The following is a 12,239-nucleotide window of genomic DNA, read 5'->3' as shown; positions in this document are numbered from 1 at the left end:
CATCTCCACTCCTTGGCGGTTACGATGAGCCAGAAACCCTCTCTTATCAAATAAACCTAAACTGTCCCATTGGCTCTGACGTCAGACACAACGCAATTGCAGTAAGTGATAGCCCAACGCGATCCGCATACACCGCAGCAAGAGTCCCAAAAGCTGCATTTGAAATGCCGACAAGAAAGACCGCGGCGACCGCAACTGGTGAGTTTCGCCACAACGCCGGTAGATCGAGACGCACAGATGTCAGGGGTGCTGGCGATGCCGAGGTTGACAGGGCAGTTGGTATAAGCGTCAAACAATACACCATCGCGCCTACGGCAAAGAAAATGAAACCCGTTGCATCTCCCAGTGAGATAGCCATCTGACCGGCTGTCACCGCACCCAGGTTAACCATCGTGTAGACGCCAAAGACTGTACCACGCGTATTGGGTTCAACCTTATCGTTGAGCCATGACTCGACGATCATTGCCGCGCCCGCAAAACAAAATCCTGAAACTGCTCGCGACGGTATCCAAGCCCACGTTTCTACTACCACAGCCTGGAAAAGGATCGTTACGGCGGCGAGAGCACACATTACGCCGAAAGTTCGAATATGTCCTACTGCCCCAACAAGCCTTGGTGCAACAAGGCATCCTGCTACATAGCCAACTGCCCACCCCGTTCCTAAAAGGCCCAGAGAGCTGGCGGAAAAACCTTCGAAAGAGCCACGAACGGGAAGTATCAGACCATGGACACCACCTGCGAACAGAAGAAGCCCTGATCCAAGAAGCAGCGCTGATATCGGTAAGAGCTGTCGGAACATCGGTTCCAGCCTAATGTCAAACTGTGAAATGAGAAGCTATTTTGCTTGCAAACGCGTTTTGGCGAAGGTGATCAAGGCTTTCTGTGCAGCAGTTTGGTCAATCTTTAGCAACCTACTTTAACTACAACCACTTCGAGAGTTTGAACACAATGTAAAGTGCAATTCCGATGGCAGCCGAAGCAAGTGTCAGCGCCCAAAAGGCAAAGGGCGCGCTCAAGCCGGGCATGCCAGCCACGTTCACACCAAACAGACCAGTCAGAAATCCGAGCGGCAAAAAGATCGCGGCCACCACAGACAATAGATAGCCGTTTCGAGCAAGCGCATTCGCGTGCTCGGCGTCCATCTGCTCCTGAAGGGCTGTCAAGCGATCACGGCTTGTATCCAGTTCCTCAAGTGTACGGCGAGTGCGGTTCGCAGCTTCATTGACTAACACAGATGCATCGCTTTGAATTACGTCGATATTTATTGAGGACAATGCGTCGAGCGCATCGCGTTGCGGACTAATATAGCGCCGAAGTTTGATCACTGTTTGCCGCAACCGCGCAATGCTCTCTGGTTTGATTTCATTTCCTGAAAGCCCAATCTCCTCGAGAGAGTCTGTCTCGTCTTCAAGTTCAAGCGAAACAGCCTCAATCCGCTTTGTGAGCCCCGCAGCAAGTTCTGCCAAAAATACACCGACACTTTCTGGCCCGATACCGCTTTCGGCTTTTAGGCGAAGACTATCTGCTACCCAGACTTTGCGCACACGGGCAGATACGATGGTTCTTTCCGTGGCCCAGAGCCTTAGAGAAACCATATCCTCCGGAGACGCATCAGGGTTCAGGTTAACGCCACGTAGGTTCAAGATGATGCCATCGTCGTGCATATCACATCGTGGTCGCGTTTCCGATTGAAGCAATGCTTGCGCGGCTATGTTTGGCAGTTGTTCGGATGCCCATTGCCTTAAGCCGCTGTCGGCGAGGTCGAAATGAATCCAGCGATAACCGTTTTGCTGCCTTGCAAAGGGTTCTGGCCACTCTGAAGAGACGGGAACTGCTTGGCCAGCTACTATATCAAACGCGCAGATGGGAGTGACTGTTTGGGTGTTCATTGGCAATCCTATTTTGCGTCGATTGGGAAGCCAAAGCATGCCAAAGACTGCGCGCGGACTATCCCCTAAACTGGACAGAACATAATTGGTTTAGCGACCTATGCCACTATTGGTTACTGGCAGAACTAGGCGCTTTGAATACTAAGAATACCAAAGTGCGTTCATCTTTTGAAAGGTATCAGGTATGCGATCAATCCGATGTGTGATGGGTCATTTCCCTCAGCGCTTCCAGTTCAGCTTTATCGTCGTCGTGAATACGCGCGAGGATTTCTTTACTGCTGACGACCGCAAACGGATCGCCTCGGCGTGTGACAACAAGGTTCCTGAAACCGTGTTTTGCCATAAGGCTAAGAGCCTTTGATAGGCTGGATCCTGAAGCGCAAGTGACAGGCTTTTCGGTCATCCAATCGCTAACAGTTTGTTCATAAAATGAAGAGCCGGAGTCGGCGAGGCACAACAGAATATCATGATCAGTGATAATCCCAACTAGCTTGTCATCTTCGAGAACAGCGAGCGCATTCACATCCAATAAAGCGATGGTTACGGCCGCGTCAAAGACTGTCGTGTCGGCACTACAGAATGGGCGTTGTTTAAATTTCTGAGCTTCAACTACTTTAGCGATAGTCACTGAGTAGACTCCTAAAAATATGCCCAATGCTAGTTGGATTATAGCACGACGCGGGGCGTTTTCCCGCCCCGCACCAATTTACTGGATTGCACGCAATCCGCGGCTCTCCAGCACCTCCCAAGCGGCAAGCCCGACCAGCGCCGATCCCGCTATCCATGCATTAGCCGTCGCCACAATATGGCCCGTGAAGTTCAACGCCGCCGGCGCCACGATCAACACGAACCCCAGTGCCGATACCGGAGCCACCCGTGCGAGAAGGTGGCTCCGGCCGTCGGCGCCGGACATGACCAGAACAACAATGCCAGTTGCCATGAAGGCGATTGCTTCAAGTTCAGCCATGCCCTGCAACAGTGTTTCCTCACGAAACAGGACAAAGGGGGACAAAACCAACCAAATACCCATCGCGGCAAGCAGCCATTTGTGGGGCGGGATTGGCTTCCTCATAGCCGTGACAACCTTTGCTTACTGATCACCTGTGGGACCAGGGAGAAGTTCTGCGTCAACGGCGGCAACCAATTCGTCGTCATTGATGAAACCATCAGCATTCGCGTCGATCTCCAGGAAGAGATCATCCGAGACTTCAGGATACTTGGTCTGAAGCTCTGCCAGCGACGCCAGGCCATCACCGTCCATGTCAAGATCAGCGGGCATGGCGAATGCCGGAACAGCAAACAGCGAAGAGAGAAGAGCAACAATAGAAACTCGACTCATTTTGTTTTCTCCATGGGAAAATGGGCTTCTTGCCCATTGTGGGGTTGGTGCAGCGCTCCGGTGTTGGTGGCAAATCCACAGGGGTCAGATTGCAACGGTTCCTCAGCTCGGGATCTCCACTACAAAATGAGAAATGTTGATTAGCGTTCCGATCTGGTGGGGGCACTTTCGCGCTACACTCGGTATATCGCACGAAATATTTGTGTTGAAAAACGAATTTTATTCTCGGATGGTATCGAAAAATGGAATAGATAGCCCTTGGATATCGAACAAGCTCGAACCTTTCTGGCCGTTGTTGAAACGGGCACCTTCTTTGATGCTGCGAAAAAGGTCCATGTCACCCAATCTACGGTGAGCATGAGAATTCGGACTTTAGAGCAGCAACTTGGGCAAGTGCTTTTTGACCGCAGCAAATCTGGCGCAGCACTGACGAATGCGGGACAACACTTTCTCAAACACGCACAGTTGCTTGTGCGAACCTGGACACAAGCGAAGTTGGACGTTGGTCTCCCTGTTCCAATAACAGCAGCGCTAGAGATTGGCGCCGCACCCAGCCTTTGGGACGGATATCTTATGAGGGCTTTACCCGAATTGATGGAAACGCTGCCAGACGTTGCCATACGGGCCTCCGCAGCTTCTTCCGAGGCTCTGTCGCGGGAGATCGAAGAGGGCGACCTCGACTTGGCCATAATGTACCAGCCTCGACGGGCGTCGGGATTGTCTGCCCTCCAACTATTCCAAGATGAATTTGTTCTTGTAAGCAGCGGTCCCATCGGTCTGCCAAACGAGTTGGGAGACGCGTACCTTCTCATAGATTGGGGTCCTGAATTTAAGGCTGAGCATTTATTGAATTTTCCAGAGCTTGATGCACCTCGTCTTCAATTGGGTATCGGGACCCTGGGCCTTCAGTATTTGAAGTCCATTCCATCTGCCGGCTACTTTCCAAAACGGGTCGTAGAAGCAGAACTTAGGAGCGGTCAACTAAGCTTGATAAAGGAAGCCCCTCGGTTTGCCTTCGCAGCATATGCGGTTTTTGCCCAAGATGACGAAAGTGAGCTTCCTGGCCAAGTCGCCCGGATGTTTCGCAGCATCGCGCGTTCGTTTGGTTGAACACTTCATACTGATCGACCCTCTGCTTCATTACCAAGGATGTTTTGTCGGTTGGTTCTATTCAACCGTTGCCATGCAAAAGGTATAGCCGCGATAGCTTGATCTCTTTCATCACCAAACTAACCTTATGTTAGGACAGGTGAAATTTTGGTTCGGTTATGAGTGAAAGAGAATGCAAGTTTCAAAGAACGGTGGAATTGCCTGAGCTGAAAGATGCTTTGCACAATGGCGTATGCGATCATTGCGGTGCAACTGTTTCAGATTTGATAACCCTAGGACAGGTTTTAGAGATTTGTGGCCAGCAGTATTGTTTTGACTATGAGACTGGTGAGGCCGTTGAGATCGCGGTTGCTTTATGCCCCACCTGTCACGAAGCCAATCATTTAGATGCGCAACTACGGCACAACCCATGCCATATTTCTGCAAGGCACAGCCGGGAAAAACTGGAGTGAAGTATTGGTGTGCTAGTTTGACAGAAAAATGAACGTAGTCGCCCATCAATTTCTTAAGCTATATTTTTGCAATTTTAAGTTTCCTGTGATCGTAGGGCCGTGCCAGCGAATAGGCCCGGAATACTACGAAAATGGGCTTCTGTTGCGACCCGTACCAAAGACTTTGCAAAGTCCGCTTACTGCGCATTGCTGACATTGGTGCTTTCAGCAGCATCGGTTGATTTGGGCTCGCAGTCGAAGTTCGCCGCCTTTTGCATCGGAAACTGATGCCAGCCCGAAGCAAACATTTGATGCGAGATCGCGATACTGCAAATGCAGTACTTTCGCGACCTGAATAAAATCATCAAATCCCGGCTTTTTACTGCTAAACCGGTGCGTGCATTCGACAGCTCCGGGAAATGAACATTTCTGCCGTTGATGACTTGCAGGGCAATCCGCGCAATATCACTATTGGACTAACCGTCGCGAAACCGTCCCGATTGATTGACTGCGATAGTGTCGGAGCACATTGAGCGGAGACTGCCGTGGGTTCCAAAGAGCCCCGGCTCCAGTTTCAACAAGCGGCGAATCACCTCGCTCAGGACACGGGTGATTTGGCTGTTGAGGCCATTTGACCAGACGAAAGCGAAGGAATTCTATTCTTACACTTGAGCGCTCTCTCATGCCGCAACGACAACTATCTCTCTTTCAATTTATCCTTACTCGGAAGAAGTGAATTAGGCAGAGCCTAATTCAGGGCCGCATTTTTCATCGCAAGTGCGCCCAAGGATAAATGTTTAAAAACAGTATCTTATTGAGAATCCTGTGGGACTTTGGTATGCTGATTGGCGTGTCGAACCTATCCCAAATTGGGGGGTGCACGAAATGAAAGCGAGGCTGAGAGATATGCCATTCGTTGTAGATAAATTTGCTGCCCGTAACGCAGTGCTGAGTTCGGAAGCGCCTTTTCGTTGAAAAAGACGAAAAGCACAAATCGGCTAATCAATGAGGTAGCCAGTTGTTTAGAGTGGGGTCGAATGATCTGACAAATTAGTCACACTTTGTTGGCGTAAAAGTCACGTCATCTGTACCCGCATCTTTTCGCTTGCGCAGACCTCCGAGTTTTGAGTACGAGGAACGCCCATGCAAAATGCTGACCTTCATATCGCGCCCAATCAGATACGGGTTTTCTGAGTTTCCGATCCGTTGGTAGCTCTCTTCAGCGATAGGTTCACATATCCTTCTTCTGCTGCGAGCTCCTGTAGGCACTAAGTCGATATGAGGCGCTTGTCATGGCGTTTACTAAAAAACTTTTGGGGTTCTTGAAGATGTGTTGCGATAGCCATCGCGACATCACTCCTTCTTTTGCTCCGCGTTTCTTGAATCTCACGCGAATAGCCGTGTGATCGGGCGGTTTCGGCCGCCTGCTTCCCACCAAAATTCAAATCACGAGTTTTTCTACCGAACGCGTTCGGTGGGCTCGATAAGACGTGAGGTATTCACATGAAGAAAAACCTTCCTGACGGAATCCGACTCCCGTCAGATTTTCGTTCAGACCGTGCCATTGCGAAGGCCGCGAAACACCATTGCACTGCCTACACCGTGATCGGTTCAAACCCGGGTGTAAGAGTTCAGGCGGAGTCTCATCTTGAGTTGGTCAATCTGCTGGTATTGAACGCCCAGCTGGAGATTGAAGACATCTTCGATCAAGTGCGGTTCCGTTGGAATGGCTTCAGCGAAAAGGTCCGGGAGCATGTGTTCGACTTTGTCGCACACATTCGTGGAGGCTCTAAAGTTGCCTTTGCCGTAAAGCCAAGTCTCCGGGCTAGGAAGCCAGAATTTGTGAAGCAAATGCAGGAGATTGCGTGGTTTTCCACTCGGTCTGGCTTTTGCGATGAAGTACGGATCCTGACGGAGCACAGCGCAGACCGGATTGAACAACAGAATGCTCAGTTGTTCTGGGCGTCGCGTCATCCAATGCCCAGTGCCGACGAAGTGGCCTGGAATGTAGCCCAAGACCTTGTTGGCGCTGCTTCGCTGCGCGACCTGACGATCAAAACTGGGCTTGGCGTAGACGGTTGGCGAGCGCTCGTGCGTTTGGTTGCCGCTCAACACCTTGTGCCACTTACCCGCGAAATCATCGACCCCCAAACACTTGTCCAACGGAAAGGATAATTCCCATGACTGTTCACTATGATCTGACCAAGAAAATGGCTGAAGCGAAGAATATCGCAAGCGCTTCAACAAAAAGCCGCTTCGAAATCTCGATGCATGACCGCGTAACTATTGCAGGCAAACGTATGCGGTTGGCCGGCAGAACTGCAAACGGCTATGTCCTTTACCCAACTTCCGGATCAGGACTTGCCGAGTTTTTTGGTTATGAAGAATTGAGCCGTCGCAACGCCTCTGGCGAAATTGTGCATGAACGTAACCACTTCCTGCCCAAGGCGGATCGCAATCAAAACTTCAATAACTCTATCTCGCTGTTCGATTTGACGGAAAAGCAGAAAGAGCGGTTCTGGAAACGCTACAGCTTGGTAAGCGCTTATCTGGAGCTGGAAAGCGAGGATCGCGTCTCACCAAATGACAAATCGATCAAGGAGCGTATGGCGGATATTTGTCAATTGGCCGCAACAATCGCCTCAGAAGAGATGCCAACCCCAGAAGAGTGCATGCGCGACGAAGAAATTCGGTCTGGAAAGCGGCGGCGTCGGCAGGGCGGCGGACGGATTGTAGGGAGCGTTGAGCCCGTCCATGCGACCACGCTGAGGAAGTGGGTGACTGCATATCGTCGAAACGGCAAGCTTGGTCTTATCGATAGCGTTCATAACCGCGGAAATCGGTATAGTTACTTCAGCTCCGAAGAGAAAAAATTGCTCGATGCAGAAACGCGAAAAAGTTACTTCAATCTCAACCGACCGACTCAAAAGAAGACTACCGAAGACGTTCAGCGGGCGTTTGTAAGGGTCAACGAGGAACGTGAAAAAGAGGGTCTGACCCCATTCCGCGTGCCTAGTCGCGATGCAGTGCGCCGATGCATTAAGAGCTATAGTGAGTTCGAAGTTTTGCTGCACCGGTACGGGTACGAAGAGGCGATGAAACGCTGCAAGCCGGTAGGGCGGGGAATTGAGACTTCTCGATTGCTCCAAAAAGCTCAAATGGATGAATGGCGGGTCGATCTTTGCACCCTTGTGAACAGCACAGGTCTTGGCGAACTGTTCAATCAGAAAGAGCTCGAGGACCTTGGTTTGCTTGGCGAAAAAGGGGCGAAGAGCACACGTTGGTGGCTGTCTGTCATGATTGATTGCCGCAGTCGCTGCATTCTTGCGATGAAACTGACGAAGAACCCTAAATCCGCCACGGCAATCGATTGCTTGCAAATGGCGGTACAGGACAAAGGTGCATGGGTGGATTCCGTAGGCGCCGAAGCGGCTTGGGACATGTTTGGCTTGCCGGAAGTCCTTGTTACGGACAATGGAGCTGCCTTCAAATCGCAAGAGTTCATCAGCACTTGCCTGGATCTGGGTATTACCGTTGAAAAAACCATCGCCGGCATGCCCGGTATGCGCGGAACAGTCGAAAGGTTTTTTAAGACTGCATCGACGGGGCTTGCTGCCCGACTTCATGGTCGCACGTTTTCGAATTCAGTTGAACGCGGAGATCATCCGACAGAGGAGCGCACCTGCTTGAACACTGAAGATCTGTGCTTTGCGCTGGTGCGCTGGATTGTGGACGTTTACCATAATACACCCCATGAAGGACTGCACGGTCGGACGCCGCTCGAGCAATGGAACAAAGATATCGCGGACGGCAACTTTCCCGCTCAGGCAACGCCTGATATGCGCAAGAGGCGGCTGATTTTTGGAAAGAAACTTGAACGGACCCTGAGCAAATCAGGTGTCACAGTTTTGGGTGTACAGTACCACTCAGAGCAATTGGCGGAATGGTTTGCGCATCGTGGCAAGCAGGATCTGCAAGTCAGCTGGTTGCCTGAGAATATTGGGGCAATCTTTGTGAAGCTTGGGGAACACTGGCATGAAGTGCCAGCGGTTTACGATGAATTCGACAGTGTTCATGCGCAACAGTGGGTTGCGGCTCGACGCAAGATGAAGAGTTCTGAACCGCGTAAAAGGGCGTGGGAACAGAATGTCGTTGCAAATGCGCTTGAAGCCATTGATGCAATGAACCTCAAAAAATCGCTCGAGTTCGGTCTGGTTTCACAGGTCTACTCTGAGACACGCATGGCGGCGTTGGAAAAGGAACTGTTTGTCGGATTTACCGTTTCCTCGTCTGAGACACGGCTGGAACAGGGGCCAACGCAGTTTGGCATTACCGTTGCTCCGACAAAACCCGACTACTTGTCCGAGGACGAGGGTAACCAGGACCGTCATCCACCCGTTGAAAAAGATGTTTGGGAGAGCGACGAGGAGGGTGACAAATGAACCAGATCAACCCAGTTATCGATCCTCAGACGGTTATGCAGTCGTTGCGGGCCAAGTACTTCACAAACAATCGGCACCACCAAATTACGCGTGAACTCGACCGTTTGCTTCAACCCGACCAGCAAGGTGGTAGGTTGCCTGCTCCGGAACTCCATGCAGGAGGGCTTGAGGCCAGGGGGCTTATGGTTGTTGCGAAGCCGGGGGATGGTAAAACTACCGCGGTTCACAGGGTCCTGAGTCGCCACCCGGCGTTGCAAGCGGCGACGGAGCAGGACGTGCCTCGGTACATCCGCATTCAGGTGCCAAGTCCAGCGACACTCAAAAGCCTGGGCCGCGCCATTCTCGGAGAACTTGGAATGAACGACGTTTCAGATCGAGCCCCCGCTTGGGACATCTGGCGCGTCGTGAAGCATCGCTTGTCGTTGTTGGGCATCGTCGTGCTTTGGATCGATGAAGCCCAGGACGTTTTCCTGTCACGCTCAGCACGTGAGATTGACGACATGCGCAAAACGCTGAAATCGCTGATGCAAGGAGACCAAGCAGTGGTTCTCGTTCTCAGTGGCACTGACCGGCTTCTTGAGGTGGCGCGTTATGATCAGCAAGTTGACAGACGGTTCAGAAAAATCATGTCTCGACCGCTCGTCGTGGGCCACCACGAACAAAATCTTCAAGGCTTGATTGATACATACTGTCAGATGGCCGGCATCCGACCCGACATCGAAACAGATACACTGAGGCGCCTTATCCATGGCAGCCGGGGTCTGTTCGGAAGAGCAATCGAGACTATCCTCGCGGCCATCGAACAAGCCCTCTACGCAGAGAGCTGCCGTTTGAAGCGATCTCATTTTGCGGAAGCTTGGAGCATCCAAGAAGGCTGCTCTTGGGATCAAAACGTGTTCGAGATTCATGATTGGGCAGCGCTGGAGATCGATAGCGACGCCGAAGAGTTTGATGCAGAACGAACCCGGCGGCAACATCAGCAAGTTGGACGGGGGTGATTCATTGAGTACAATTTTGCCAATGATGCCCATTTTGCCAGGTGAGAGCTTTGTTTCATGGGTCAGCCGGTTCGCCCGTGTTCAATGTGATATGTCTGCGAAAGAGTTTTCTTCTTTTGTGCGTATTCCGCTTCAGGACCTCGCCAGGACCCGAGACAACGCGGTTGAGCAGATGCATCAGCTGACCGGCATTCCTGCGGAGCGACTTACGCAGGGCGGATACAAACAGCTTGCCTTTCGCTACTACAAACATCGAGATGAAGAGTTTCATTCAGAATTCGTTGCGGGCAATCGGGTAAGTTATTGCCCGCAATGCATCTTGAACGACATCTCGGACTGCCCTCAGTCGTTGAGAATGCCGGTTGGGAAGATCAATTGGGCTTTTTCACCTGTTAGAACTTGTCCCGTTCATTCCGTTCCTTTGGTCCGAGAGCCTGGGAGAGGCCGAGGCAATCTCTTTCTGGACTTGGCTGCCCATATGCCAGACGAAGCGCGATTGGCAAAGCTGGCCGAAATTGGGAAACAGAGGCGCGTCTCTGAACTGCAATCTTACCTTGAAGCCAGGCTTGAAGGGCGCCCAGGGCCAGAGTGGCTGGACGGGCAGCTGATTGATCTAGCCTCACGTGCATCTGAAATGCTCGGTGCGTGTATCGCATTTGGTCCAAATGCAAATCTTCCAAATCTATCGCAAGCGGATTGGGACTTGGCCGGGGAGGTTGGGTACGAGTTTACTCGACGTGGCCCTGAAGGCGTTCGAGAAGGGCTTGAAGCGGTGCAGAAGAAGGCGCCATGCTCCAAGGTCCAAGCCGGGCCGCAAGGTGTGTTCGGTGTTCTATATAAGTGGATTCAGTTCAAAAAAAACCGAAAACCGATTGGGCCATTTCGGGAGGTTTTCCGTGAACATATTCTGGAAACCATGCCAATTGGTGCGGGAACGATTCTGTTTGGAGAACCCGTTTTGCAGCGGCGGCGTCATTCTGTAGTGTCACTGAGCCAGAAGTTTGGTGTGCATCCCAGAACTGTTCAAAATGCGCTGATGGTCGCCGATCTGCTGCCTGCGGACTATGACGCGAAACGGGATTTCGGAGCCATTGATGTTGCATGTGCTGAAGACCTTCTTAGGAGGATGCGGCGTTCGGTAGCGATTTCTGAGGTTCCAAAATATCTAGGCTGCAAACGGCCCCAAGTGGCGCAGCTCATCGAAGCTGGGATGCTTAAACCAATCGCGGGCTGTAGAGATGGCCGAAGGAGCATTGCTCAGGGAGTTGACGCCAACGACCTGGACAATTTCGTGAACCGCTTGCGAAGTTTCGGACAGCCCGTATCAGAACCCTACGAGGGTGTTTTGGGAATTGCCAATGCGGCTGAAGCCTTGAAAGTGCCTGCTGTCAAGATTGTCGAACTGTTGCTCCAAAGGCAACTCACTGGAGTTCAGCTTCTCGACGAAGAACTGCGTTACCAATCTGTACTTGTTGACGTGGCAGAAGTGGGTGAAAAACTGGGTTGTCGAACTGGTTCTCCCGGGAAATCGATTTCGGATGTCGCGCGAAAGCTTGGCCTTTCTGCCACCTCAGTCGACTTCCTTCTTCGAACTCCACCAGACGGAATCGAACCGGTTCTGACAATTTGCGGACAAACTAGACACATGGGGCAGATGCGTGATCTTGTTAGCCCTGCTAGCGTGGACCGTTTCAAGGTGGACTACCAAAAGATCACCGACGTTGCGACGAGAATGGCAACAACAGTTCCGGAAGCCCGAAGGAAGTTAAAATCTCGAGGAATCTTGCCAGTTTGGGAACCCAAAGCGGCGGGAGTGGAGCTCTACAGAACCTCAGAATTCTAGAAGAACAAAAAGCTGAAGTAACGGCCGCCCTTCGGGGCGGCTTTTTTGTTACCCAAATTTTTTAGTGGGCGACAATGAGTTGTCAAGATGGGCGAAGTGGCCGCGGCACAATCAAGCGTGATACTAAATATCTATAACAATCAATGTTTTAGATTTTGGCGGCTGCCGATTATGGGTTATTTATGCC

11 protein-coding genes are annotated in these 12,239 nt (G+C 51.5%); 6 read left to right on the top strand and 5 right to left on the bottom strand.

Annotated elements, in window-relative coordinates; translation table 11 throughout:
- Nucleotides 1–46: 46 nt before the first annotated feature.
- The 5 genes from ACR0MV_RS11875 to ACR0MV_RS11855 form a co-directional block, all read right to left on the bottom strand.
- Nucleotides 47–799: an MFS transporter gene (locus ACR0MV_RS11875; protein ID WP_480702257.1), complete on the bottom strand. Its 753-nt coding sequence runs from the start codon at nt 797–799 to the stop codon at nt 47–49.
- Between the two features lie 121 nt (nt 800–920).
- Nucleotides 921–1,889 (bottom strand): zinc transporter ZntB, encoded by a 969-nt coding sequence (locus tag ACR0MV_RS11870; protein ID WP_480702256.1) that lies wholly within the window; start codon nt 1,887–1,889, stop codon nt 921–923.
- A gap of 190 nt (nt 1,890–2,079) precedes the next feature.
- Nucleotides 2,080–2,517, bottom strand: a complete 438-nt coding sequence (locus tag ACR0MV_RS11865; RefSeq protein WP_480702255.1) for a CBS domain-containing protein — start codon at nt 2,515–2,517, stop codon at nt 2,080–2,082.
- 78 nt (nt 2,518–2,595) lie between these two features.
- Nucleotides 2,596–2,961, bottom strand: a complete 366-nt coding sequence (locus ACR0MV_RS11860; protein WP_480702254.1) for an SPW repeat domain-containing protein — start codon at nt 2,959–2,961, stop codon at nt 2,596–2,598.
- Between the two features lie 18 nt (nt 2,962–2,979).
- Nucleotides 2,980–3,228 (bottom strand): EF-hand domain-containing protein, encoded by a 249-nt coding sequence (locus tag ACR0MV_RS11855; protein WP_170332111.1) that lies wholly within the window; start codon nt 3,226–3,228, stop codon nt 2,980–2,982.
- 258 nt (nt 3,229–3,486) lie between these two features.
- On the opposite strand from ACR0MV_RS11855, the gene ACR0MV_RS11850 reads away from it, so the two are divergent.
- The 6 genes from ACR0MV_RS11850 to ACR0MV_RS11825 all read left to right on the top strand — a co-directional run bounded on the left by ACR0MV_RS11850 (nt 3,487) and on the right by ACR0MV_RS11825 (nt 12,052).
- Nucleotides 3,487–4,338 carry a LysR family transcriptional regulator gene (locus ACR0MV_RS11850; protein WP_480702253.1) on the top strand — a complete coding sequence of 284 codons (852 nt, stop codon included), beginning with the start codon at nt 3,487–3,489 and terminating at the stop codon, nt 4,336–4,338.
- Nucleotides 4,339–4,496: 158 nt separating this feature from the next.
- Entirely contained in the window at nt 4,497–4,790 is a 294-nt protein-coding gene (locus ACR0MV_RS11845; RefSeq protein WP_480702252.1) for a hypothetical protein, read from the top strand.
- A gap of 1,482 nt (nt 4,791–6,272) precedes the next feature.
- Nucleotides 6,273–6,944 carry a hypothetical protein gene (locus ACR0MV_RS11840; protein ID WP_480702251.1) on the top strand — a complete coding sequence of 224 codons (672 nt, stop codon included), beginning with the start codon at nt 6,273–6,275 and terminating at the stop codon, nt 6,942–6,944.
- 5 nt (nt 6,945–6,949) lie between these two features.
- On the top strand, nt 6,950–9,211 hold the full coding sequence (locus ACR0MV_RS11835) for a DDE-type integrase/transposase/recombinase (protein ID WP_480702250.1): 2,262 nt from the start codon (nt 6,950–6,952) through the stop codon (nt 9,209–9,211).
- Entirely contained in the window at nt 9,208–10,209 is a 1,002-nt protein-coding gene (locus tag ACR0MV_RS11830) for a TniB family NTP-binding protein (RefSeq protein WP_480702249.1), read from the top strand. The genes ACR0MV_RS11835 and ACR0MV_RS11830 overlap by 4 nt, the downstream gene beginning before the upstream one ends.
- Nucleotides 10,163–12,052 (top strand): TniQ family protein, encoded by a 1,890-nt coding sequence (locus ACR0MV_RS11825; RefSeq protein ID WP_480702248.1) that lies wholly within the window; start codon nt 10,163–10,165, stop codon nt 12,050–12,052. The genes ACR0MV_RS11830 and ACR0MV_RS11825 overlap by 47 nt, the downstream gene beginning before the upstream one ends.
- The last annotated feature ends 187 nt before the right edge of the window (nt 12,053–12,239 follow it).

This window comes from Ruegeria sp. BC3 (assembly GCF_056539265.1).
Note: the sequence above shows the minus strand (reverse complement) of the source record. Positions and strands in the feature narration are given on the sequence as shown.